At 62.9% G+C, this 21,790-nt stretch carries 26 protein-coding genes; 12 read left to right on the plus strand and 14 right to left on the minus strand.

From position 1 onward, the window contains the following. Positions 1–35: 35 nt before the first annotated feature. The gene (locus tag EWF95_RS09030) at positions 36–455 is read right to left on the minus strand and encodes a PPC domain-containing DNA-binding protein (RefSeq protein WP_142443728.1); all 420 of its coding nucleotides are present in this window, start codon (positions 453–455) and stop codon (positions 36–38) included. Between the two features lie 166 nt (positions 456–621). Here EWF95_RS09030 and EWF95_RS09035 point away from each other — a divergent pair, with 166 nt between their 5' ends. Continuing rightward, positions 622–966 (plus strand): amphi-Trp domain-containing protein, encoded by a 345-nt coding sequence (locus EWF95_RS09035; protein WP_142443729.1) that lies wholly within the window; start codon positions 622–624, stop codon positions 964–966. Positions 967–1,032: 66 nt separating this feature from the next. On the opposite strand, the gene EWF95_RS09040 is transcribed toward EWF95_RS09035, so the two are convergent. Both EWF95_RS09040 and EWF95_RS13580 read right to left on the minus strand, forming a co-directional pair. Then, positions 1,033–2,085 carry a hypothetical protein gene (locus tag EWF95_RS09040; protein WP_142443730.1) on the minus strand — a complete coding sequence of 351 codons (1,053 nt, stop codon included), beginning with the start codon at positions 2,083–2,085 and terminating at the stop codon, positions 1,033–1,035. Between the two features lie 58 nt (positions 2,086–2,143). After that, the gene (locus tag EWF95_RS13580) at positions 2,144–2,317 is read right to left on the minus strand and encodes a hypothetical protein (RefSeq protein WP_185911753.1); all 174 of its coding nucleotides are present in this window, start codon (positions 2,315–2,317) and stop codon (positions 2,144–2,146) included. 168 nt (positions 2,318–2,485) lie between these two features. Here EWF95_RS13580 and EWF95_RS09045 point away from each other — a divergent pair, with 168 nt between their 5' ends. Next, positions 2,486–3,613 (plus strand): sulfite exporter TauE/SafE family protein, encoded by a 1,128-nt coding sequence (locus EWF95_RS09045; protein WP_142443731.1) that lies wholly within the window; start codon positions 2,486–2,488, stop codon positions 3,611–3,613. A gap of 177 nt (positions 3,614–3,790) precedes the next feature. Here EWF95_RS09045 and EWF95_RS09050 read toward each other — a convergent pair whose 3' ends face one another. The 5 genes from EWF95_RS09050 to EWF95_RS09070 all read right to left on the minus strand — a co-directional run bounded on the left by EWF95_RS09050 (position 3,791) and on the right by EWF95_RS09070 (position 7,377). After that, positions 3,791–4,801, minus strand: a complete 1,011-nt coding sequence (locus tag EWF95_RS09050) for a DUF7551 domain-containing protein (RefSeq protein ID WP_142443732.1) — start codon at positions 4,799–4,801, stop codon at positions 3,791–3,793. 252 nt (positions 4,802–5,053) lie between these two features. Beyond that, on the minus strand, positions 5,054–5,422 hold the full coding sequence (locus tag EWF95_RS09055; protein ID WP_142443733.1) for a NifU family protein: 369 nt from the start codon (positions 5,420–5,422) through the stop codon (positions 5,054–5,056). Positions 5,423–5,515: 93 nt separating this feature from the next. Next, entirely contained in the window at positions 5,516–5,836 is a 321-nt protein-coding gene (locus EWF95_RS09060; RefSeq protein WP_142443734.1) for a DUF5783 family protein, read from the minus strand. Positions 5,837–6,091: 255 nt separating this feature from the next. Then, positions 6,092–6,712, minus strand: coding sequence for a DUF7504 family protein (locus EWF95_RS09065; RefSeq protein ID WP_142443735.1), 621 nt, complete (start codon positions 6,710–6,712; stop codon positions 6,092–6,094). Between the two features lie 203 nt (positions 6,713–6,915). Beyond that, on the minus strand, positions 6,916–7,377 hold the full coding sequence (locus EWF95_RS09070; protein ID WP_142443736.1) for a chemotaxis protein CheW: 462 nt from the start codon (positions 7,375–7,377) through the stop codon (positions 6,916–6,918). Between the two features lie 236 nt (positions 7,378–7,613). Between EWF95_RS09070 and cheB the strand changes: the two genes are divergently transcribed. From cheB to EWF95_RS09095, 5 genes are all read left to right on the plus strand, one after another. Beyond that, a complete protein-coding gene (gene cheB, locus EWF95_RS09075) occupies positions 7,614–8,636 on the plus strand; it encodes a chemotaxis-specific protein-glutamate methyltransferase CheB (protein ID WP_185911764.1) in 1,023 nt (340 codons plus the stop codon). Next, positions 8,633–10,963, plus strand: a complete 2,331-nt coding sequence (locus tag EWF95_RS09080) for a chemotaxis protein CheA (RefSeq protein WP_142443737.1) — start codon at positions 8,633–8,635, stop codon at positions 10,961–10,963. The genes cheB and EWF95_RS09080 overlap by 4 nt, the downstream gene beginning before the upstream one ends. Then, positions 10,960–11,772: a CheR family methyltransferase gene (locus tag EWF95_RS09085; protein ID WP_142443738.1), complete on the plus strand. Its 813-nt coding sequence runs from the start codon at positions 10,960–10,962 to the stop codon at positions 11,770–11,772. The genes EWF95_RS09080 and EWF95_RS09085 overlap by 4 nt, the downstream gene beginning before the upstream one ends. A gap of 9 nt (positions 11,773–11,781) precedes the next feature. Continuing rightward, entirely contained in the window at positions 11,782–12,990 is a 1,209-nt protein-coding gene (locus EWF95_RS09090; RefSeq protein ID WP_142443739.1) for a HEAT repeat domain-containing protein, read from the plus strand. A gap of 72 nt (positions 12,991–13,062) precedes the next feature. Further along, complete coding sequence (locus EWF95_RS09095; protein ID WP_142443740.1) at positions 13,063–13,926, plus strand: CheF family chemotaxis protein; 864 nt, start codon at positions 13,063–13,065, stop codon at positions 13,924–13,926. 38 nt (positions 13,927–13,964) lie between these two features. On the opposite strand, the gene EWF95_RS09100 is transcribed toward EWF95_RS09095, so the two are convergent. After that, positions 13,965–14,834, minus strand: a complete 870-nt coding sequence (locus tag EWF95_RS09100) for a CheF family chemotaxis protein (protein WP_142443741.1) — start codon at positions 14,832–14,834, stop codon at positions 13,965–13,967. Between the two features lie 159 nt (positions 14,835–14,993). Here EWF95_RS09100 and fer point away from each other — a divergent pair, with 159 nt between their 5' ends. The 3 genes from fer to EWF95_RS09115 all read left to right on the plus strand — a co-directional run bounded on the left by fer (position 14,994) and on the right by EWF95_RS09115 (position 16,426). Further along, on the plus strand, positions 14,994–15,383 hold the full coding sequence (fer, locus tag EWF95_RS09105; protein WP_142443742.1) for a ferredoxin Fer: 390 nt from the start codon (positions 14,994–14,996) through the stop codon (positions 15,381–15,383). 227 nt (positions 15,384–15,610) lie between these two features. Then, on the plus strand, positions 15,611–15,913 hold the full coding sequence (locus EWF95_RS09110; protein WP_142443743.1) for a hypothetical protein: 303 nt from the start codon (positions 15,611–15,613) through the stop codon (positions 15,911–15,913). Next, a complete protein-coding gene (locus EWF95_RS09115) occupies positions 15,914–16,426 on the plus strand; it encodes a hypothetical protein (RefSeq protein WP_142443744.1) in 513 nt (170 codons plus the stop codon). Positions 16,427–16,441: 15 nt separating this feature from the next. On the opposite strand, the gene hmgB is transcribed toward EWF95_RS09115, so the two are convergent. From hmgB to EWF95_RS09135, 4 genes are all read right to left on the minus strand, one after another. Then, positions 16,442–17,782 (minus strand): hydroxymethylglutaryl-CoA synthase, encoded by a 1,341-nt coding sequence (hmgB, locus tag EWF95_RS09120; RefSeq protein WP_142443745.1) that lies wholly within the window; start codon positions 17,780–17,782, stop codon positions 16,442–16,444. A 71-nt stretch (positions 17,783–17,853) separates the two neighbouring features. Next, the gene (locus tag EWF95_RS09125) at positions 17,854–18,444 is read right to left on the minus strand and encodes a DUF2150 family protein (RefSeq protein ID WP_142443746.1); all 591 of its coding nucleotides are present in this window, start codon (positions 18,442–18,444) and stop codon (positions 17,854–17,856) included. Between the two features lie 69 nt (positions 18,445–18,513). After that, positions 18,514–19,356 carry a TatD family hydrolase gene (locus tag EWF95_RS09130; RefSeq protein WP_142443747.1) on the minus strand — a complete coding sequence of 281 codons (843 nt, stop codon included), beginning with the start codon at positions 19,354–19,356 and terminating at the stop codon, positions 18,514–18,516. A 69-nt stretch (positions 19,357–19,425) separates the two neighbouring features. Then, positions 19,426–20,022: an HIT family protein gene (locus tag EWF95_RS09135; protein ID WP_142443748.1), complete on the minus strand. Its 597-nt coding sequence runs from the start codon at positions 20,020–20,022 to the stop codon at positions 19,426–19,428. Positions 20,023–20,123: 101 nt separating this feature from the next. Here EWF95_RS09135 and EWF95_RS09140 point away from each other — a divergent pair, with 101 nt between their 5' ends. Together EWF95_RS09140 and EWF95_RS09145 are read left to right on the plus strand one after the other, a co-directional pair. Beyond that, on the plus strand, positions 20,124–20,351 hold the full coding sequence (locus EWF95_RS09140; protein WP_142443749.1) for an antitoxin VapB family protein: 228 nt from the start codon (positions 20,124–20,126) through the stop codon (positions 20,349–20,351). Then, positions 20,338–20,751 (plus strand): type II toxin-antitoxin system VapC family toxin, encoded by a 414-nt coding sequence (locus EWF95_RS09145; RefSeq protein ID WP_142443750.1) that lies wholly within the window; start codon positions 20,338–20,340, stop codon positions 20,749–20,751. The genes EWF95_RS09140 and EWF95_RS09145 overlap by 14 nt, the downstream gene beginning before the upstream one ends. Before the next feature lie 35 nt (positions 20,752–20,786). On the opposite strand, the gene map is transcribed toward EWF95_RS09145, so the two are convergent. After that, entirely contained in the window at positions 20,787–21,692 is a 906-nt protein-coding gene (gene map / locus EWF95_RS09150) for a type II methionyl aminopeptidase (protein WP_142443751.1), read from the minus strand. Positions 21,693–21,790: the final 98 nt, after the last annotated feature.

Here is a 21,790-nt window from a genome sequence, read left to right on the forward strand (position 1 = left end):
GATCTCGCCGCCCTCGTCCGGATCGCTCGCTTCGCTCACAGCCAGAGATCCAGTGCCGTCGTCTCGTCGTACTCGCGCGTGAGCGGTTCCTCGAAAGCCCGGAAGTAGAGCTCGCCCGCGAAGACGGTCGCCGTGTTGATGTGGCCGGCGAGTGCCTGCCCGCTTCGCCGGGAGAGCACAGCGTGGGTGTGAGCGAACAGCTCGCCGTCGAGTAGGCTGACGTTGCCGACGCAGGCGGCGACCTCCAGCGGTTCCTCGAAGTCGACCGACTGGTACTCGCGGTCGTCCTGATCGTAAAACCAGACCTCGGCGTCTTCGACCGAGCCGATGGCGGTAAACCAGCCGGCCTCGGCGTCGACCTCGCGTGCGAGATCTTCGATCTCGGCCCGCCAGTCTGCCCCGGTTTCGAGCCGCGCCACATACTCGCCGGTGACGGTGACCTCGCGGTAGTTCATGGAACCACCATCGGGGCTGGAGGGCAAAAAGGTTCAGTTGTCGCTGGGGTGGAGGCCGCCACCAGCCCGATCGACGAAGCATCGATTTGCGATCAGCTCGTGATATGTGATCTCACACCACGATCCAGAACTGATCTACCGCTGCACCACGAGAAGGCAGATACACATGAGCAACACAGAGAGCGACCCCGACGACCACAACGACCACGACGATCCCGACGACGATGAAGCGAGCAGCGACGAGGAGAAGACGACCGTCCGCACCGGCCGCAACTTCGAGCAGACCTACCGGCTGTCAGCCGCCGAGGCCGGTGAGTTCCTGATCGCGGTCGGCGAACAGCTCCGCGATAGCGACGAGCTCACCATCACCGACGAGGAGTGGGAACTCCCCTTTGCGTTCGGTGAGCCGGTCGAGGTCGAACTCGACTTTGACGGGATGGACGATCCCGAACTCGAACTGGAGGTCGAGCTCCCCGGACGACCGGACGACAGCGCGCCGCGTGTGGAGTAAGCAACCACCGCGCGTGGAGTAGTTGTAACTACCGCGCGTAGAGTAGGCACGCGAGTCGACCGCGGGTTACTCCGTCGAATCCCACCGAAACCCGCGGCTGTCGGGCGGCGACAGCGGACTCGTCGGCAACGTATCGGCAACGGCCGGATCGTTGTAGGCCCGCGGGGCGATATCGTTGGGGCCATCGGGGTAGAACAGCGATGCCAGCAGTTGGAGCTGGCCGCGGCCGACGCTGAGCTCGAACTGGCCGCCGCCGTAACACCGAATCCCCTCGCGCTCACAGTAGGTCAGCGTCTCCAACAGCGATTCGAGACTCCCGAACCGCGAGGGTTTGATGTTGAGCCAGTCGGGTTCCCACGGCAGCGATTTCACGTCGGCGAGGCTCTCGATCGGTTCGTCCCACGAGACCCGGCTCCGGACGGCGTCGGCCTCAAACAGCGGCCGCGTCTCCGCTGTCAGCGCGGGATCCTCGATGATCGCCTCGGGAAACCCCTCGATGATCCGCTCGTAGAGCGCGGGATCGGCCGGCGAGTCGACATCGGTACCCTCGTAGTGGCCTTTGAGATCGAGGATTCGGACGCGGTCGGTGTCGGCCAGCGTTGCGACGAGAGCATCATCCCAGGCCGTCGTCGGGTCGAGTTTGAACTCGACGCCGGGCACCCGCTCGCGGAGCGCGTCGACGCGGTCGGTCGTCGGCGGATCGCCGAGCCGCATGCTCGTGACGAACCGCACCGGGTCGCGCCGGCGATCGAGCAGCGTCGAGATATCGGTCTCATTCTGTCGCAACGCGAGATCGAGGGCGGCCGATTCGAGGGCCCACTGCCGGTAGTGTTGGGAAACCGGTCGTTCCGGCGGCGAGGGAAACAAGGAGGCATCGGCGACTCGCTCCGAGAACTCGGCAAGCGTATACTCACCGGTGAGATCAGGTAATCCCGCAGCCGCGAGCTCGTCGTGAGCGTCGGCCTCGTAGATCACATCCTCGCCGCGGCCCGTCTCGCCGTCGCCCGACAGGGCGATCTCGGTTGTCACCCGGGTGAACTGTGGGGTCTCGCGTTCGTGTCGCTCGGTCGACAGCGACGTGATCGATACCGGCAGATCGAGTAGCTCGGCGACTGTCATACCATTAGTTGGCGAGCCACCAGCAAACGGTTTGGGGTCAGCGTCGATCCCAGAAAAGTTAGTCGCGGGTTCGGGCCGCAACGCGCTGTTCGACGTACAGGGCTGCCCAGCGGTCGCCGTAGGCTTTGATCCGATTCAACAGCCGCATCGGCAGGCTGGCGGGCGGTTCGCGGGCTGGTTCCGCCCGCTGGCCGGCACCTGCCTTGTCGACTCGCCGTTTGTCAACACTCATGGTACCATCTACCACCCCAACTGTAATAAATATTCATGTGTGACGCGGTCGACGGCGTGTCGGCCGTTCGGCTTTGTTCGTGACGAAACAAATATCAGGAATATTCAGACGATCTTGCGAAACGGGAAGACATTTATTACAGACGCTCCAAGCCGGCGACCGTTAGGAATGCCCGCCGCCTCCCTGTCCGAACGGCTGCAACGGACGGTACTGGAGTACCAGTACCTCTTCGTCGCTCTCGCACCGATCCTGTTCGTGGCGGCGGTCGTCACGAGCGCGCCACTACCCGAAACTGCCGGCAACGGCTACTGGGTCGAGTTCTGGTGGCTGTTCCCCTTCTTCCTGTTGGGGGCGACCATCGTCAACACGGTCGGGATCAGCGGCTCGGCCATGTTCGTCCCGTATCTCATCTTCATCTTCCCGCTGTTGGCCTTCGAGTTGGAGCCCCAGACCATCGTCAAGATCGGGCTCATCAGCGAATCCTTCGGGCTATCGAGCTCCTCGGTCGCGTTCATCCAACACGGCCTCGTCGATCGCCGGCTCGCGGCCACGCTCGTCGGCGGCTCGATCCCGTTCGTCGTTGGCGGCGCGCTGCTCTCGTTCGTTATCCCGGAGCCGATCTTCCAGTCGCTGCTCGGGATCGCGCTGCTCGCCTCCGCGATCCTGCTGTTCAAGGCTGATCTCGGCCACGAGGAGCCCGGCAGCGACGACGCGGCCGACGACGACAACGACGAAGCGACCGTCGAGCAGGAGCCGGTCGAGGACGCTCCGGTCGGCACCGACGGCGGACTGCCCAACGATTACGCGAAACCCGGGCAGGGCGGCGTCGACGTCGACGGCGACGGCGTCGTCACCCGCGTCGACCGCGCTGGCGACGACTACCGCTACGACCGCGGCGGCTACCTCGAACGGTTCGGCAACTACAGCATCGGCGGCGTCTTTCAGGGGCTGGCCGGCTTCGGGATCGGCGAGTTGGGGATCATCTCGATGCTGCGCACCTCCGTTCCGGTTCGGGTCGCCATCGGGACAAACCACATCGTTGTCGCGTTGACGGCGATCCTCGCCTCGATCGTCCACGTCTTCGGCGGTGGCCTCGTCGGCGGTCACACGATCGACCTTGCGACGACACCGTGGAACATGGTCGTCTGGACGGTGCCCGCGACGGTTCTCGGCGGCCAGATCGCGCCGTTCGTCTCCTCGGCACTCGACACCGAACTACTCAAACGCGGCGTCGGCGCGCTGTTTGCGATCATTGCGACCGCGCTGTTCGGGATGGCCGCCAGCGGCCTGCTGTGAGCAGGCTACCGGTGGTCAGTTGATCAGTCTGTGGTATCGGATTCGTCGTCGGTGGTTGCGTCGATGAGTGTCAGATAGAGTGTCGCCCACAGGCGCGCCCGGCGGCGACGCGGCGTCCGTCGGGTCAGTGTTGACACCTCGATTCGAGACTGACAGCGGGTGCGGTGACGTTCGGCATCACGGACACCCCGGCTCATCGGGGGTAACCGACGCACTCACCAGGCCACCAGGTGGGGCCTCACCGACCGGAACAACGCGAAACCGCCAGCCGTCGGTGATCGCCGCCACGTCGACGGCGACGGGCTGCCAGTCGGCAACCGACCGATACAGTTCGATGACGACCGGGAGCGTGGGGAGCGAGCCGCCGTACGGTGAAAACGCATACCCTGACACCTCGACGAGGATCGACCGCGTGCCGGTCTCGCGGTGTTGCAGCCACGGGGTGTCGCGGTACGCACCGACCACCCCGCGTGTCCGCAACGCCTCGAAGACGGCCGTCACAGCGGTGTCGGGGGTCGGGTCAGCGGCGGTGGAGTCGGTGGCGGTGTTGGCGGTGTTGGCGGTGGGATCGGCGGCGGTGTTGGCAGTGGGGTCGGTCTCCGCGTCGGCAACGGAATCCTCCGGGGTGGCCGGCAGGCGATCGGCGGCCGCCGCCAGCACCGCGGCCTGCTCGCGTGGTGTGAGTCGGTCGGCAAGGACGGTCGCCATGCTCTCCAGCAGCCGGAGACAGAGCCCGTCGGCGGTCGGCTGGGTTTCGGCGTGATCGAGGTAGGCGTCCATGACCGCTGTTTCGGCCTCGCTGTACCCCTCGGCGGCCAGCGTCTCGAAGACCGCCGCCGCGACACGGTGGCAAAACGTGACGAGCGGGCTGTCAGCGGGCAGCGTGGTGGGGGAGGCTGGCGTCGACTCGGCGGCGGGCGTCGATGACGCGGGCTCGGCCACCGACGGGTGGCCCTGACAGACCACGATGTCGTACTGCGGGAGCTCCGGATCGTACCGGCGGAGGGCGTTGCGGTACTGGGTGGTCGCACGCGCAGCCTGGCGAGCGACCGACCGGGTTGGAAACCACAGACCATCGGCCGGCACCGGCTGCTCGCCGTGGCGACCACAGACAAGGGTGTATCGGCCATCGGCGGTGGCGAGAGCGTCGATGTGGGCGCGGAGGTCACGGAGCATAGTGCCGAGCATTGTCGTCGACCATGCGGTCGCCGGCGAGTCGCCGGAGCAACCGTCATGGGTAGATCGTATTTTGTTAGGTCGGCCTAAAACAAATAACCGTGTCGCTTTTCGACGCGTTGTATCGGAGCGGGAATGTAGAGACACATTCACCGGCTGACCGAGATTTTGTATCGTGATATGTGGTTTATCACGGCCAAGACGCAGGCAGAGCTCGGTGAAACGAGAACTGTGAAAAACGGTCGAAAACAGCCGAATGCGGCGTTAGAACGGAGCCTGCGGGCCTTCGTCGCTGTCGTCGCCACCCTCACCGGGGAAGGAGGGACTCATCCCCTCGGTTTCGCCCATATCCGGCTCGGCACCCTGGCCGGTGTTGGCGTGTACCTCGTTGATCTCGGGGATCTCCTTGACCATCCGGCTTTTGATCGCCTGGATCGTCATCGGGGAGATGCCACAGCCGGAACAGGCACCGCCGAGTTGGATCTCGACCTCGCCGCTGTCGGGGTCGAGCCGCTGGATCGCGGCGTTACCGCCGTGCATCTGGATCTGTGGGAAGTTCCGCCGCAGGAAGTTCACCACGCGCTCTTGGAGTTCGCTCTCCTCGGAATCGGACGACGCGGAGTCTGTACTCATACGAACTGATTGATCAGCAACGGGCTTAGGCCTTTGGTTCGAATATCGCCGGCTCGGACAGTCAGCAGTTCGGTTTCGCGTACCGCGTGAGAGCTATTCGGTCAGCTCAAACAGCTGCCGGAGCTCGGTTTCGATCTCCTCGGTGTAGCGATCCAGCGTCTCCTCGAAGGTTTCGCGGTCGACGACAACGCCCGTGAGGCGATCGTAGGGGTCGTCCGGCAACGTGACGGTAAACCCCTCGTCGGGGTCGTATATCGGCTCGCTCTCGTTGAGCACCTGCTGATCAATCCCGTGGATCAGCGTCGAGTCGTAGGCTTCGTTCATCGTGTTGAACGCGTTCTTGTAGGCCCGCTGGAGCTGTGGGAAGTAGTGTTCGTACTTGTCTTCGAACTTCTCGGGATCGAACTCGACCATTGTGTGGTGGTTCGGAAGGAGGCCAAAAAACGGGACGGTTCGGGTCGATAAAGTGTATAGCGCGATATCAAATGCGATTCGGAAGCGGGTGAGTGCCGAATCTACGGCTGTGTCGTGATCTGCTTCGACATCAACAACGCTTGAAAGCCCTCGACGCGCTCAACTCCCGGGACTCGCCCTTTCAGTCCACCAGGAAGTGATTGGTCGGCTGCGCGTCGCTGGGGGGCTGTCAGAATCAACGACTCTGAAGGAGAATCAGAACTGTTGCCACGGCGTCGGCGACGATAGCCGCCCGCGGATCCGCATCTCCCGGCCCTCGTCGGCCGTCCGGGTGTCGACAACCGTCTCGAATGGATCAAGCAGGGTGTGGATCGTCTGTTCGTCGTGCATCGTCGCGTTGATCACCGCGATCGTCGGCCAGTTTTCGTTTTGGGTCTGCCCGAGCAACACCCGCGTAAACTGGTAGATCCGGTCGGCTTCCCAGTACATCAACAGCTGTGACAGCGAGTGAAGGCCGACAGTCGGCGTCTCGCCGGCCATCGCCTCGGTCAACTGGGTGAACTTCACGCCGAGATCGGTGAGGTTCTTCGGCGAGGAGATATACTTCGTCAGCTCGGAATCCTCGACATCGACGCCCTGTTCGCGGCTGACGCAGTCAATGACGCCGATCCGCTCGCCGTCGTTGCCTGTGATCGACTCGTAGTCGTCGCGAACGGTCGTGGCGTCGTGGCCGGTCGACAACACGAGGGCGGTATCGGTTCGCGCACCGAAGATCCGATGCATCAGCTCGTATTTCCCGCTCATCGGCGGGCCGGCGATGATGATACTCGGGGTGTCGGTGAGCCGGTCGGCCAACGGCAGCTCCTCTACGGACATTGGCTCACAGGGAACCGTCGGCTCACGGCCGGACGGCGACACGATGGGAGGTCGTCACGCGATGCAAGAGTCAAAATGCGAGACACGCCCCCGCCAACCCACGAGCTGAACCGAACGGTGACGGCGGGGACACACATAGATAGATACGTCTCCCAGTGGCAAATAAACATTTGGCTCCGATTCTCAGCGGTGAAAGCAGCCGGCTACTCGGTGGTGGCGACGTTGGGATCGACCCACACAACGAAGCGATCGTCGTCTTTGACGATGCCGTGAACGTTCTCGTCGTCGGCGGTCGTCGTCTCATCGACCTCATCGGGAGTGACATCGGTGACCTGGTAAACCTCGTCGACGATCCAGGCGACCGTCGCCTGATCGTCCATCGCCTCGGGATCGAAAACGATGATGCGCTCGCGGGCACCACCCTCCTCGATGTCAAAGATGGTTTTCGGGTTGATGATCGAGGTGGTGCGGCCACGGAGATCCATCACGCCCTCGACGTGTGGCGGCGAGTTCGGGATCCGCGTGAGATCACCGGCGTCGACGATCTCGTCGATCACGCCGATATCGAGGCAGTAGGTCTCGTCGCTGAGCCCGAACTCCAGCACCTTCGTCGCCTCCCCCGTCGCGGCGTCAGCGTCGGCGGGTTGGGATTCACTCTCGGCCATGTGTGTGGGTGACGGGATACCGGTAGTTAACTCTGTCCAATAATCTATCAGTCACGCGGAGAGAGCCGGTGGGTTTATTCTTGCGCTTTTTGTAGTAGCTACAACAATGTGGGGCGAACCGACCCGACGTGTGTCGACGGGGATGATCGCCGTGGTAGCTGGCAGGCCCCGCCCGCGGCGCGGAGGTGACACCGGTGCGTAAGCCACGAACGGTCGTCGTCGACGACTCCCGATTTATGCGCGGGCTGATCTCCGATCTCCTCGATGAGGCCGGCGTACCGGTCGTCGGCGAGGCCAAGGACGGCGTTGAGGCCCTTGAGGTCATCGCCGAGGAGGAGCCCGACGCGGTGACGATGGATCTGGAGATGCCGCGGATGAACGGCATTGAGGCCGTCGAGCGAATCATGGATGAGCAGCCGACGCCGGTGCTCATGCTGAGTGCCCACACCGAGGATGGGGCGGAAGTCACCTTCGAAGCCCTCGAAAAGGGTGCGGTCGACTTCTTCTCGAAACCCGGCGGCGAGGTGTCGATGGGCGTCTCCCAACACGCCGACCAACTCGTGGCGACGCTGCGGTCGGTTGCCGACGCCGACCTCAGCCAGGCCAGCCGGCAGGCCGCCGACACCCAACGCCAGCCGGCGAGTCCGGGAGCCGGCGGCGCGGCCACAACAGGGCTGGAACCCTTCGACGACCAACGGACGATCGTCATCGGCTCCTCGACCGGCGGCCCCGACGCCGTCGAGCAGGTGATGAGCGAGCTGCCCGCCGGCGACGCGCGGGTGATCGTCGTCCAGCATATGCCGGAGGCGTTCACCGCGCGGTTCGCCGATCGGCTGGATAACGCCTCCCGGTACGACGTGCGGGAGGCCACCGACGGCGCGCGGATCGATGCCGGCGAGGCCGTCGTCGCCCGCGGCGGGAGCCATCTCGGGATCGCGGGCTACAGCAACGGGCGGATCCGCCTGGAGCTGATCGAGGAGGATCGCGGCCACTCGGTTCACCCCGCTGTCGACGAGACGATGACCTCGGTCGCCGAGACGATCGATGATCCGCTGACCGGTGTCATCCTCACCGGGATGGGGTCGGACGGTGCCGAGGGGATCTGTGCGATGCAGCGGGCTGGCGCGACGACGATCGCCCAAAACAAGGCAAGCTGTGTGATCTACGGCATGCCGAAACGGGCGATCGAGGCGGGCTGTATCGATGAGGTTCGCCATATCGACGACATTGCGACAACGATCAGGGAGCTGGTACAATGAGTGACGCACACCGCAAGGCATTCGTGGCCGAAAGTGAGGAAGGTATCACCGAGCTCAACAACGCACTGCTGGATCTGGAGTCCGATCCCGACGACGACGAGGCGATGGACTCGATCTTCCGGATCGCCCACACGCTGAAAGGCAACGCCTCAGCGATGGGGTTTGAGTCGGTCAGCGAGCTGGCCCACGAGATGGAGGATCTGTTGGATGAGGTTCGAGAGGGCCACATCGAGGTCGACATCGAGCTGATGGATCTGCTCTTCGACTCCGTCGACTATCTCGATGCGATGGTCGGCGACATCGCCGAGGACGGCGAGACGGATATCGACGCCAGCGGCGTCGAAGCCGATCTCAGAGAGAAGCTGGAAACCGGAAGCGTCGGCGGCGACACTGACACAGCCGACAGCGGCGATACAGCCGACGACGCGGCCGCCGAGGCTGCCGACGAAACCGACAACGAAGCCGCCGAAGTCGACGCCGAAGCTGACGACGCCGCGGAGACGACCGAGGAGGAAGCGGACGACGCAGCCGAGGAAACAGACGAGGAAGCAACTGAAGACACAGCCGACGAGACAGACGAGGAAACGGACGAACCGGACGCTGCAACGGCCGACGCCGGCGGAGCGGCGGTCGCTGCCGACGACCTCCCCGAGTCGATCGCCAACGCCGAGCTTGAGACCAGCGAGGCGGTCTACCGGGCGGAGGTCGGGCTCGGCGACACCGAGATGCCGGGCGTCGAGGCGATCTTCATCATGCAGGAGATCGAGAGTGCCTACGACCGGATCGGCACCCAGCCGGCCCAAGAGACAATCGAGGACGGCGACTTCGAGGAGACCTTTGATGTCTTTGTGATCGACATCTCGGCCAGCGAGATCGAGGGCATCCTCAGCGAGCTTGGCAAAGTCGAGTTCGCCTCCGTCAGCGCGATCACCCCGAACGTCGATGATCCGATAGCTGTCGCCGAGGCCATCGAGGGCGGCACCGCAGGCGAGACCGCCGAGCCATCAGCCGAATCGGCGGAGTCCGACAGCGGCACCGAGACAACAGCCGACGACGACGCCGACGACACCGCCGACAGCGACGAGGACGACGAGGAGAGTGAAGAAAGCGACAGCAGCGACGACAGCGATGACAGCGGTGGCCGATCCAGTCCCGGATCGAGCGATCGCTCCGGGCCGGGGGGTTCGGGCTCCGACGAGACAGACATCCAGTCGGTGCGGGTCGATGTCAACCAGCTCGACGAGCTCTACAATCTCGTTGAACAGCTTGTGACGAGCCGGATCAAGCTCCGCCGGGAGATGGAGCGGGAGGGGATCGACTCCGACAACCTCGACGAGCTCGACAAGATCACCGGCAACCTCCAGGATACGGCGATGGACATGCGGCTCATCCCGCTGTCGAAGATCGTCGACACCTTCCCGCGGCTGGTGCGGGATGTCGCCCGTGAGACCGGCAAACAGGTGAACTTCACCGTCACCGGCGAGGATATCGAGCTCGATCGCACGATCCTCACCGAGATCCGCGATCCCCTGATCCACGTGCTGCGCAACGCCGTCGACCACGGGGTCGAGCCGCCGGAGGAACGCGAGAAGAAGGGCAAAGATCCAACCGGCAACGTCTCGCTGACGGCGACCCGCGACCGCGATCACGTCAACATCGAGGTCTCCGACGACGGTGCGGGGCTCGATCCGGAGATGCTCAAGGAGAAAGCCATCGAGAAAGGGGTCAAAACCGAAAGCGAACTCGAACGGATGGAGGAGTCGGAGATCTACGATCTGGTCTTCCATCCGGGCTTCTCGACGGCCGAGGAGGTCACCGACGTGAGCGGCCGCGGTGTCGGGATGGATGTTGTTCACAACACCGTCAAACAGCTTGACGGGACGGTCAACGTCGAAAGCGAACTCGGCGAGGGAACAACCGTCACCCTCCGGCTGCCGGTGACCGTGGCGATCGTGAAGGTCATGTTCGTCGAGGTCGGCGGCACCGAGTACGGCATCCCGGTCAAAAACATCGCCGAGGTCACCCGCGCCAACGACATCCGGACGACCAAAGGCGACGAGATCATCAACCACGACGACGAGATCTACCCGATCCTCCGGCTCAGCGACGCCCTCGATGAGCCGAGCAGCGTCAACGGTGACGGGATGCTGTTGCGGATCCGGGAGGAACACCGCAAGGTCGCCCTCCACTGCGATAAGGTGATCGACCAAGAGGAGGTCGTCGTCAAACCGCTTGAGGGCGTGCTGAGTGGGATCCCCGGGCTCAGCGGGACGGCCGTGTTGGGTGATGGTGATGTGGTTGCGGTGCTCGATGTGGTGACGCTATGAGACAGTTCGAAGACAAGGGGTTCGGCCGGGTGATCCGCCATATCCAGGATGAGGTCGACTTCGAGCCGGAGTACTACAACCCGGACTATCTCGATCGGCGGATCACCGCCCGGATGCGACGCCAGGAGGTCGAGGAGTACGACGACTACCTGGAGGTGCTGCAATCTGACAGCCGCGAGAAGGAGGCGTTGATGGATTCGCTGACGATCAACGTCACCAACTTCTTCCGAAACCAGGAGATGTGGGAGGCCTTGCGGCCGGTGTTGCGCGATCTCACCGACGAGAACCGCCGGGTGCGGGTCTGGAGCGCGCCGTGTGCTGACGGCCGGGAGCCGTACTCGGTGTCGATGCTCGCCCGCGACGACCGGAAGATCGACGACAGCCGGCTCACCATCGTCGGCACCGACATCAGCGACGAGGCGCTCGAAAACGCCCAGGCGGGCACCTACGAGACGACCCGAACGACCGATATCGGCGAGGAGCTCAGCCTGCTCGACGATCCCGAAAAATACGTCGACGTCGATGACAACAAGTTCACGGTCAAACCGGAGATCCGCGACGATATCCGGTTTGAACGCCACGACCTGATCCAGGATGGGCCACGGCGAAGCAGTAATCTGGTCTTCTGTCGGAACCTCCTGATCTACATCGACAGCGAGTTCAAGATCCCGATCTTCAAGACGCTGACCGACTCGATGGACGCCGGCAGCTATCTCGTCATCGGGATGACCGAAACGCTCCCACAGGAGCTCCGGGATGACTTCGAGCCGGTCAACAAACGATGCCGTATTTACCGGTACACGCCGTAGAGGGTTCCAATGTCGTTGTACGATCTCGCGCGATCCGGCGATGTTGACGGGCTCGAAGAGATGCTGTTGGAGAGCGACAGCGCGGCGGTGCGGAAACGGGCCTGTGAGCTGCTCGGCGAGGTCGCCACCACCGAGGATACCGACACCATCGAGACGATTGTCACGGTTGCGGTCACCGACGAGTCCGGCGCGGTCAAAGCCGCGGCCGTCGATGGCCTCGATGAGATCGGCGCGGAGGCCGTCGAGGAGCTGCTCGTCGAGATCACCGGCGAGAAGATCGAACAGGGTGCGGATTGGGCGGTCGCAAAGCGGTTTGCCAAGGCCCTGTCCTCGAACATCCCCGAGCTGCGGATGGCGGCGGCCTCCGCGCTCGGCAAGCTCGGCGACGAATCCGGGATCAACTCGCTGAAAAACACGCTCGGCGATAGCGATCCCCGCGTCAGACAGCGCGTCTGTATGGCCCTCGGCGAGATCAACCACGCCTCGGCGGTGCCGGCGTTGATCGATCGGCTCTCGGATCCCAACGGCCAGGTGCGCCACGAGGCGGCGATCGCGCTGTCGGCGATCGGCACCGACCAGGCACTTGCCGCGCTGAAAAATATGATGGACGCCGACAACACGTCGATCCGGCGGATCGCCGCCTCAGCGTTAGGGGAGGCCGGCACCGCGGATGTGGTCGAGCCGTTGGCGTCGGCGTTGAACGACCCCGACGGCGGGGTGCGAAGCGCGGCGATCTACTCGATCATCGAGCTGCTGTCGAACGTCGACACCCAAAAGAGCCACTCGATCCGCGAGCGGATCGTCAACGAGCTCCAAGATGCCGACGATGCGACCGTTGTGCCGATCGTCGAGATCTTAGAGGAGAGCAGCCAGCGACGCCAACGCCGCAACGCCGCGTGGTTCCTCGGGCGGGTCGTCGACGAACCCAACCCGAAAACCGTCGAGGTGCTCGTCGACGCGCTCGAAAGCGACGACACCCAAACCGCCCAGTTTGCGGCCACCAGCCTCGCGGAGATGGGTGGCAAACGCGTCGAAGAGGAGCTGTTGGATCTGGTGCAAAGTGACGCGCCCGACGACGCCCGCGCACAGGCCGTGTTCATCCTCGGGAAGGTCGGCGGCGAACAGTCCCGCGATGTCGTCGAAAGTCTTACTGAGGATGATAGTAAACAGGTGCGGAAGCGAGCGTTCTCGGCGATATCAAAGCTCAAAGGTCGATAATGATATTACAGAGGGGCGAGACAGTACAATAACATGAATCCATCTGCACCCGGTGTGGGGCGGTGAGTAGCGATGAGTGAGGGCGAATACAAGATCGCGGACACGAAAGGGCGGTTCGCCATGGCGGTCAGAGACGGACGACAGCTCAACAATGTCGACTGGTCACAGGGGCGGATCCTGCTGTCGAATCGCCGTCTCATCCTTGCCGGCAACGACGGCAAGCGGACGATCGCCCTTTCGGATATCTCCGGGCTCTCGGGGCGACAGGACGCCAGCCAGTCGATCGCGGCGGCCTCGAACTATCTGGCACTCAAACTCGGCGAGGACGTCATGTTGGTCTCGGCGGCCGACCACGATGAGTTCAAAACGGCGTTCTTCAGGGCGGTGCTTGACGAAAACATCGTCAAGGCAAAACATCCGGCTGTCGAGGGCGGTGTTGTCCAGGACACCTCCTGGGAGAAAGCCCGACTGAAGGTCGAGGCGGAGGCGATCGCCACCGCGCTCCAAAGCGGGACGTTCGTCGAACTCGAACTGGAGGAGATCAGCGAGATCAACACCGAACAGCGGGAGATCGGCGGCGATGAGCGAACCGTGATCCAGGTCTCCCACGTCGAAGGCCAAACGTCCGTCGAGACACATCTTACGGGGCCGCAACGAACCTGTGCGTTTGTCCAATCATTTCTCAAGGAGGGCGAACGCCGGAGTGAGGCCAACGTCGATCTCGATCCCTCGGAAAAGGAGGTGCTGATGGCACTGTACTCCGGGGTGTCACCATTCGAGATCCCGGCGTTCATCGGTCAGGATGTCGACAATGTCGAGGAAACCTTCGAGAAGCTCATCGAGCTCGATATCGTCGATGAGGTGCGGACGCGCCACGAGGTGACGCTGAACTCCCGGGGGCGCAACATCGCCAGCGAAGCGATGAACGAGCAGTAATCGGGGAAAACGAACAGTAGGTTCCACCTGCCGGAAGCCTACGCGTTGACGGATTCGATCTTCTTGTTGACGATGACCTGGCCTTTCGCTGTCAACGACAGCCCCTTGTCGCCGTCCTCGACGAGTTCCTTCTCCTTGAGCCGGTCGACGATGGCCTTTGTTTCGTTGATATCGCCGGTCACAAGCATCCCGAGCTCCGCGCTGCCGCCGGCACTGTACAGCGAGACAAGGGTTTCGACCTCCTCCTCGCCGACCTCGATCTCCTGGAGATCCTCCATGATGTCGCTGTATTCGAGCCGGACGTACCGGCCCAACAGATTGAGCTTCCGGCCGTTCGGCAGCGTGACAAGCGTCGTCAACGTCGTTCCGCCCTCGGAGTGATCGACCGACAGCGTCGGGCGGGTTTTCCCGCCGATATCGCGGTGCTCGCGGCCGAAGTCGATGACGCCACCCAGATCGATCGTCACCGTTTCGTCGTTGGCTTCGAGATCCAACTGGCCGCGTTTCAAGCCGAGTTTCATCTTTCGGTCGCTGGCGTCGGTGATCCGCCCACCGCGTTTGGCCGGGTGTTTGACGATCACGGTTTGGCCGCCGATGATGACCTTGAAAAAGACGGTTTTGAACTTCTCGACGTTTTGGCCGGTGCCTTCGATGACCGCGACCTTCTGTTGGCCGTCCTTCTTGTAGGCGATGGTGATGGTATCGTTGAAGAACTGTTTGAACGCCTGTGGTGGCGAGCCGATGTTGGTGTCGACGACCGAGGCCAGCGGGATGCGGGTCTCCTGGTCGTCGGTCACCAACACCAGCTGCTTGCGGCTGAGGAGCACGCGGCCGGTGATCGGTTCCATCGTCTCCATCTTCTCGGTGTAGAACCGACCGGCGAAATCCGCCACCACTGCCTCACTCATGTCCTACTGTTCGTTCCGCAGTCCTCTTCATTGTTTCGCGCCGTCGATATGCGGGTGTGTCCGGTGGTTGTGGCCGGCTGGGGTTGAAACATGAACAAAGGGAGCCCGAACCTGCGGGAACAGCAAAGTCTAATGCAGTGGGTGTCCAACCGTCAGATGATGCCAACGGTAACCTACCTCAACTACGAAGTGCTCGACGATCACGGCTGGGAGATGGACGACGACGACCTCTTCGATAAGGCCGAGGATGCTGGGCTTGACGGCGAGGATTACGGCGAACTCGATGTCAACGAAGGCGAGTATATCCTCGAATCCGCCGAGGCCCAGGGCTACGATTGGCCCTTCTCGTGTCGCGCCGGCGCGTGTGCGAACTGCGCGGCCATCGTCAAGGAGGGCGACATCGACATGGACATGCAGCAGATCCTCTCGGACGAAGAGGTCGAGGAGAAAAACGTCCGACTCACCTGCATCGGCAGCCCGGACGCCGACGAGGTGAAGATCGTCTACAACGCCAAACACCTCGATTACCTCCAGAACCGCGTTATCTGAACGCTGGAGCTTCTCCAGCGACAACACATCCTCGCGTGAGGATGTGGCTCTCTTCTAGTCCGTAGCTGTGGCTGGCGATAACACAGCTGCTGTCGGATATCATGAGTCGTGAGCCCACCGTCACCGCGGGCTGATCTGGGTTGAGCAGCATGCGGCTGGCAAGGAATACTGAACTCACATTGTACACACACAAAGGTACAAGTCGAGAGAGACACACGGTATACCCAATGAGTAGCGAAAAAAAGCGCGTCCAGTTTCGGGCTCCCGATCGACTGATCGATCGCACCGACGCGCTTGCGGATGTGCTCGGTGAAAACCGAACGGATATCCTTGTGACCGCACTCCGGGAGTATCTCCAGGAGGCGACCCACGACGACACGCTCGTCCAAGAGATCGCAGCCGCCTACTACGACGATGAGATCACCAGCAAACAGGTGGAAACGCTGCTGGGTGCGGCGGAAGCTGCGAATCTTCGGGTGCTAAAACAGCAGTTAGACAACGACTTCATCGATGAGGTAGCCGAGACATAGATGTCGATCCTTGTGCCGGATACATCCGGGATCGTCAGTCTCGGGATCGGTGCGGGCGAGCCACCAGATCCGCTCTCGATGTGTCTCACCCGGTACGATGTTGTCGTCCCAACGGCCGTCATCGACGAGCTACAGGAGATCGCCGCCTACGACGATGCCCACGGACGCGCCGCAGAGCTCGTGTGCGATCGAACCGATTCGATGACGACCCGCTCAGTTGCGCTCGATGCGGAGTTTCCGCTGGATGACGGCGAAAACGCTGCCGTGACTCTTGCTAACGAGACCGACGCTGCCGTACTGCTCTGTGATGAGTTTACCCAGATCGGGATCCTCCACGCATCGCTTGCTGATACACGACTCATCACAACGCCGACCTTCCTTTCGGTGCTCGTTCGAACCGACACCCTGCCACCCGAAGAAGCTCGAGAACTACTTACGGAAATCAGCGACACACGCAGCTGGAGCGCGAATAGCTATGTCCAACGGGCGCGATCGTTGCTTACTGAGGAGTGAGAGTAGTACGTGTGATTACTCGACGTACTCGTATTTGCGCTCGTTCATCCGCCCCCAGCCGGTAAACACAAACTCGTCGCTCGGCTCGGTGAAATCATCGATGTCGACAGCCCCCTTCTCGTGGTTGTGGCTGTCGTGTACCTGTTCGTACTCCGAATACGAGAGATCGTATCGAGCCTGGAGTTGGGCGTCGACGTTGAGTTGGTCGATTTCGGTTTCCCACGCCGGCTGAACCGTTTCGGCGTGGATTTCCGCCTGCGCGCCGGAGCCGTACGATCCGACCAGCAGCTTCTCGCCGGCGAGATCCCGCTCCTCCTCGGCGGCATACTGGAGGGCGGCGATCCGGGCGATATGTACCGAGCCGGTGTACCAGTTGCCGACGTGTCGGGAGATATTGAGCGTCGGCTCGATGGTGCGATCGTACCACGCCCGATACTGGTCGGTCTCCTTGAGATCGTCCATGTAGTCGCGGATCGCCTCCTCGTAGGCCTCTCGGGAGGCGTAGTCGTCCTCGCGTGGCTGGCGGCCGATCTCGTCGGCGAGGGCGTCCTCGATCTCGGTGTCGCGGCTCATATGCCGGTAGCCAAGGAGGGCGGCCTTCCGAACCATCCCCGGGAACGGGGTGTGGAACGGGACGTAGGCGAAATCGTCGGGATGCATATCCCAGGCGACGGATTCGAAGTCTTCGACCGCTTCGCGCATGCGCGAAAGGTATACTTGCATCGATCGCTTGCCGTCGACCGACGGGAACTGCTGGTTCGGCTTCAGGAAGTCGGTCTCGTCCATGCTGCCGTACCCCTGCTCGTTCGAGATCTCGACGAGATCAGGGTCTTCATCGATGAGCATGGCAACCGCGCCCGCGCCCTGGGTGGCCTCGCCGGGATCGCCACGGGCATAGAGGGCGGTGTCGGTGGCGATGACCAGCGCGGCCCGGCCGCGATTGCGACCCGCGCGGATCCAGTTGTAGGCGTCGTCGATCGATTGGGTGCCGGCGACGCAGGCAAACTTCCGTTCGCCCTTGTTGGCGTGGCGGAACTCGCCGTCGAAATACTGTTCGAGACAGCCGGCGATATACGTCGAGACCGGCTTTGAGTTGTCGAACGCCGACTCGGTGGCAACGTCGATCCGGCCGATGTCATCGGGCGAAAGGTCTTTGCGCTCCATGAGTCGCTTGGCGGCGTTTGCGCCCATGGTGACGATATCCTCGTAGAGATCCGGGAACGACGAGGCGACCAAGCCGATCCCCTTGCGGTATTTGTCCGGATCCTCGCCCTTCTGTGGGGCGAAGGTCTCCGGCAGATCGAGCTTGAGCTTGCCGGTCCAGACCTCAACCGCGTCGATGCCGACAGGTTCCATACGCGAGGTTGCCCGAGGTGGCTTATGGGTGTGTCGATACGAATAACGTCGATTGTCGTAAAACAGCCGGCTCAGTCGTCGTCCTCTTCGATGACTTCCGGATCGGCGAAGGCATCCTGTAGGCTATCAAGCCCGTTGAGCCACTCGGAGACGAGCCAGGAGTCGAGTTCCTCGATGTCGCTGCCGTCGAACTCGGTGCCGTCGATAATCTGGGTACCGGCTTGAACGAGGTACGCGAGGGCAGCATCCTCATCCTCCTCGGCGGCCGCGTCGACAGCCGCGGTGATGTTGTCCGCGAGCGGCTGTTCCTCGACGGCCCCACCGATCAGGTACTCCTCGGCGGCATAGAAGACGGGGATGAGGCTGGTCTGGACGCTATCGAGCAACAGTAGCTTGTTCTCGGCGTCGAACTCCGGTTCGGCCAACACGATGTCGTTGATAAACTCCAGCTTGTCGAGGGCTTCCTCCTCGTCGAGATGGCCGTCCTCGACGGCGGTGATGATCTTGGCGATGGCGATGGTGGTGTCGTTTTGCAGATTGAAGTAGAGCCGGGCGAAGTCCTCGCTTTCGGGATCGAGATCCTCCTCGCCGACCCGCGTCAGCCAGTTCTGCCAGCGATCTTCCGAGTAAAACGTCTCGGCTGGCTCGTCCTCATCGGTCATACTTGTGTCTCCGGGGGCGCACTCAAAGGCCTTTCTTCTCGTTTGGGCCGCTACCCACCCTTCTGTGGCCTACCCAAGCGTTCGACGGGTATCGATGCCGTAGACCCGCTTCGGCGTTTCGACATGGGCGGTCTCGATCGCCTCGTCATACCCCTCCTCGCGGAGCCACCGGACGCGCCGGGGGACAGTTTTCGGCCCCATGACCGCACCCAGCCGGTCGGGGTCGTCGACATAGTCGGTCTCCATCAGAAACGGTGCCTCGTGTTCGGCAGCGGTCTCCAGCCACTCTTTTTTGCACATGACGCTCGGCGTCGGGCCTGCGAGGCGGCCGCTGGCGTAGTGTTTTACGACATGGAGCGGATCGAGCCCGCGCGCCTCGGCCCAGTCGGCGACCTCGGTGAGATCCTCGCTGGCCTCGGTGTGGAGCTGGACGGCGCAGTCGAGATCGGCTCCCAGCTCGAAGGCGTGTTTCATCACGTCGTTGGAGGCCCCCCAGACGGCATCGTCGACCTCGTAGTGTGGTCGCCCGGATTTCAGCGCGAGCGCGTCGCCCGATTCGACATATTCGGCGGCGATTTCGAGGACACGTTGCATCAGGTCGGCGGCCTCGTCCGGCGAGCAGCCGCGGTCGTCGATGAGCCGGCTGATCAGGCCGGGGTGGACGCCGAGGATCGGCCACGCCCGCCCCGGCAGCCGCTCGGTCGCGTCGGCAACGATGTCAAGGGTGGTTTCGAAAACCGAGCGAAAGTCCTCGGGATCGGTCGACTCAACGCCGAGATGCCACGATGGCTTGTTGACGACGAGGAGGTGGGTGCCACCCAAATGGACGAAGTCGTCGACGGCGTCCATCCCGCGGGCGGCGTCGGGATCGAGATGCATGTGGTTGTCGAGCACCGGCGTCTCGTCGTTCATAGCTGAGGGGTTGCCCGCGACGGGCAAAAATCGGCTGGTCTTAGCGGTCGACGGGCTGCGGCAATACCCCTACTCGGTGTCGTCGTCGACCGTGAGATCGAACGCGAATTCGACCGCTTGCTCGGCGTTGTCGCTGTCGTCGCTCTCAGCGTCGTCATCGACGACGGCACCGGGCTGGGACGCAAATCCCTCATGGAGTCGCTCGTAGGTGTCGTCGACGGCTTCAACGATGACGTTCGTCTCGCCGATGACGGGCATGAAATTCGTGTCGCCTTCCCAGCGCGGCACGAGATGCGTGTGGAGATGGTCGCCGATCGAGCCACCCGCGCCCTCGCCGAGGTTCATCCCCATGTTGAGACCGTCAGGCCCGAGGCCGTCGTGGAGTGCGTCGATAGCGAGCTGTTTGAGCCGAGCGTGATCCAGCAGTTCGGCGCGGCTGAGGGCTTCGTACTCGCCGACGTGGCGATACGGGATGATCATGAGATGGCCCGGATTGTAGGGGTAGTTGTTGAGCAGCGCGAAGCTGTGCTCGCTGCGGGCGACGATCCGGCTTTCGCGGTCGGCCTCGCGCTCGGGGAGGACGCAGAACGGACAGCCGTCGATCGTCTTTTGCTCGGGATCGCGTTCGACCCAGTCGATCCGCCACGGCGCGAAGATCTGCTCCATACAGGGGGCTGTTGCCTCGGGATGTTAGTGGTACCGTCGGCCGCACTCGGGTGGTTGATCCGCAAGCTATCTTTTTGTGTATGGGTACCCATACGAAGCGTATGAGCAAGAATATCGCCATCAGCGACGACGTGTATCGTCGCCTGAAACGGGAGAAGGGTGACCGGAGTTTCAGCGAGGTCATCGACGAGAAACTCGACAGCGGTGGGACGCTTGCTGAGGTTTCGGGCCAGCAGGTGTTCGATGCTGAGACGGCCGACCAAGTTAGCGACGAGATCGAATCGCTGAGCCGCGGGACAGTCGAGCGGATCACCGATGAAACTGCTTGATACCTCCGTTGTCGTCGATATCGATCGCGGCGGCGTTGATGACAAGGTCGCAACCCTCGACGAGCAGGGTCGCCATCTGCTCAGCATGGTCACGGTGACCGAACTCCAGTTAGGCCTCGAACTGCAGTACGAGCCCGGAACCGACGCCTACCGGGAGGCACAGGACAAGCTCACCAGACTGATCGCTCGCTTCGATATCCACCCGATCTCACGGCCGATCGCAACGACAGCCGCACGGACCATCGGCTCACTCAAAGAGCAGGGTCGGCCGCTCGATGATCTCCACGATGTCTACATTGCGGCGACGGCTCGGACACAACAGCTCCCTGTTGTCACCGCCAACGTCGATGACTTCGAGCGGATCGACGACGTGGAAGTCATCGACTGGGAGACATTCTGACCGGTTGAGGGCTGTGCTGACGGTGTGAATATCCGTCAGTCGAAGTCGTGAATCCCCGCCGTCGTCACCTCACAGCCGTCCTCGGTGACGATCATGGTGTGTTCGGCCTGGCTGATGAGCTGACCGTCAGCTTCCTTCAGCACGGGATACCCCTTGATGATATCCGCGTTTTTCAGCGTACGGAGAGCCATCGCCGACCGCGAACTGTCGAGCCAGCGGGCCGCAAACGGGAGATCATCGAAGGCCTCCAGCTCCTCCATGACCTGCCGAGCGCGTCGATCCCGCACGGAGCCGTCGCCGACCTGCTCGTAGATCTCCTCGGTCGCGCCCTCGCCGACCTTCCCCCGGCCGTCGGTAGCGAACGGCTCGATAGCGATCACATCGCCGACTTCGAGTTCGACACTGCGGTCGACCGCGCGGTTCGGGATGCTCGGGCCGGTGTGAGCGTCGTAGCGTTCGACGCCGTGGCCCGTCAGATTGAGGATTGGGGTGTAGCCGCGACCCTCGATAGCGTTCTCGATTGCCGCGCCGACCGTGCCGGTTTCGACACCCGGCCCGACCGCGCCGACAGCAGCTTCCAGTGCGTCCTCGGCGGCAGCAACCATGTCATCGTGGCCGGTGTAATCAACGGTGACGGCGGCGTCGGCGATGTAGCCATCGACGTGGACGCCAATGTCGAGACAGACCATCTCGTCGCCGAACTCGGTGTCGTCATCGCGGGCGGGCGTGGCGTGGGAGGCCGCCTCGTCAACCGAGATGTTGACCGGGAACGCCAACCCCGCGCCGGCCTCGCGGATGGCATCCTCGGCGTATTCGGCGACTTCGAGGTGGGTAACGCCGGGCTCGATCATCTCGCGGGCGTCGTTCATCGTTTCGACGAGGATTGCGCCGGCCTCGCGGTAGCTGTCGACGGCGTCGGAATCGAGTTCACCAATGCTCATGAGTGAGTGTTGGCTGGTGGCCGCAAAGCGGTTTCGACAGGCATGGCTGCACGAATAGAGTGATCGCCGGCATCGCGCGTAGACGCGATCTGTCGGCC

It is taken from the genome of Halonotius roseus, assembly GCF_006861655.1.
Classification (GTDB): Archaea; Halobacteriota; Halobacteria; order Halobacteriales; family Haloferacaceae; genus Halonotius; species Halonotius roseus.

Excerpts from the sequence above, each read along its gene's own strand:
- EWF95_RS09030 (WP_142443728.1), bottom strand. The coding sequence starts at position 455 with ATGAACTACCGCGAGGTCACCGTCACCGGCGAGTATGTGGCGCGGCTC.
- EWF95_RS09035 (WP_142443729.1), top strand. The coding sequence starts at position 622 with ATGAGCAACACAGAGAGCGACCCCGACGACCACAACGACCACGACGAT.
- EWF95_RS09040 (WP_142443730.1), bottom strand. The coding sequence starts at position 2,085 with ATGACAGTCGCCGAGCTACTCGATCTGCCGGTATCGATCACGTCGCTG.
- EWF95_RS13580 (WP_185911753.1), bottom strand. The coding sequence starts at position 2,317 with ATGAGTGTTGACAAACGGCGAGTCGACAAGGCAGGTGCCGGCCAGCGG.
- EWF95_RS09045 (WP_142443731.1), top strand. The coding sequence starts at position 2,486 with ATGCCCGCCGCCTCCCTGTCCGAACGGCTGCAACGGACGGTACTGGAG.
- EWF95_RS09050 (WP_142443732.1), bottom strand. The coding sequence starts at position 4,801 with ATGCTCGGCACTATGCTCCGTGACCTCCGCGCCCACATCGACGCTCTC.
- EWF95_RS09055 (WP_142443733.1), bottom strand. The coding sequence starts at position 5,422 with ATGAGTACAGACTCCGCGTCGTCCGATTCCGAGGAGAGCGAACTCCAA.
- EWF95_RS09060 (WP_142443734.1), bottom strand. The coding sequence starts at position 5,836 with ATGGTCGAGTTCGATCCCGAGAAGTTCGAAGACAAGTACGAACACTAC.
- EWF95_RS09065 (WP_142443735.1), bottom strand. The coding sequence starts at position 6,712 with ATGTCCGTAGAGGAGCTGCCGTTGGCCGACCGGCTCACCGACACCCCG.
- EWF95_RS09070 (WP_142443736.1), bottom strand. The coding sequence starts at position 7,377 with ATGGCCGAGAGTGAATCCCAACCCGCCGACGCTGACGCCGCGACGGGG.
- cheB (WP_185911764.1), top strand. The coding sequence starts at position 7,614 with ATGCGCGGGCTGATCTCCGATCTCCTCGATGAGGCCGGCGTACCGGTC.
- EWF95_RS09080 (WP_142443737.1), top strand. The coding sequence starts at position 8,633 with ATGAGTGACGCACACCGCAAGGCATTCGTGGCCGAAAGTGAGGAAGGT.
- EWF95_RS09085 (WP_142443738.1), top strand. The coding sequence starts at position 10,960 with ATGAGACAGTTCGAAGACAAGGGGTTCGGCCGGGTGATCCGCCATATC.
- EWF95_RS09090 (WP_142443739.1), top strand. The coding sequence starts at position 11,782 with ATGTCGTTGTACGATCTCGCGCGATCCGGCGATGTTGACGGGCTCGAA.
- EWF95_RS09095 (WP_142443740.1), top strand. The coding sequence starts at position 13,063 with ATGAGTGAGGGCGAATACAAGATCGCGGACACGAAAGGGCGGTTCGCC.
- EWF95_RS09100 (WP_142443741.1), bottom strand. The coding sequence starts at position 14,834 with ATGAGTGAGGCAGTGGTGGCGGATTTCGCCGGTCGGTTCTACACCGAG.
- fer (WP_142443742.1), top strand. The coding sequence starts at position 14,994 with ATGCCAACGGTAACCTACCTCAACTACGAAGTGCTCGACGATCACGGC.
- EWF95_RS09110 (WP_142443743.1), top strand. The coding sequence starts at position 15,611 with ATGAGTAGCGAAAAAAAGCGCGTCCAGTTTCGGGCTCCCGATCGACTG.
- EWF95_RS09115 (WP_142443744.1), top strand. The coding sequence starts at position 15,914 with ATGTCGATCCTTGTGCCGGATACATCCGGGATCGTCAGTCTCGGGATC.
- hmgB (WP_142443745.1), bottom strand. The coding sequence starts at position 17,782 with ATGGAACCTGTCGGCATCGACGCGGTTGAGGTCTGGACCGGCAAGCTC.
- EWF95_RS09125 (WP_142443746.1), bottom strand. The coding sequence starts at position 18,444 with ATGACCGATGAGGACGAGCCAGCCGAGACGTTTTACTCGGAAGATCGC.
- EWF95_RS09130 (WP_142443747.1), bottom strand. The coding sequence starts at position 19,356 with ATGAACGACGAGACGCCGGTGCTCGACAACCACATGCATCTCGATCCC.
- EWF95_RS09135 (WP_142443748.1), bottom strand. The coding sequence starts at position 20,022 with ATGGAGCAGATCTTCGCGCCGTGGCGGATCGACTGGGTCGAACGCGAT.
- EWF95_RS09140 (WP_142443749.1), top strand. The coding sequence starts at position 20,124 with ATGAGCAAGAATATCGCCATCAGCGACGACGTGTATCGTCGCCTGAAA.
- EWF95_RS09145 (WP_142443750.1), top strand. The coding sequence starts at position 20,338 with ATGAAACTGCTTGATACCTCCGTTGTCGTCGATATCGATCGCGGCGGC.
- map (WP_142443751.1), bottom strand. The coding sequence starts at position 21,692 with ATGAGCATTGGTGAACTCGATTCCGACGCCGTCGACAGCTACCGCGAG.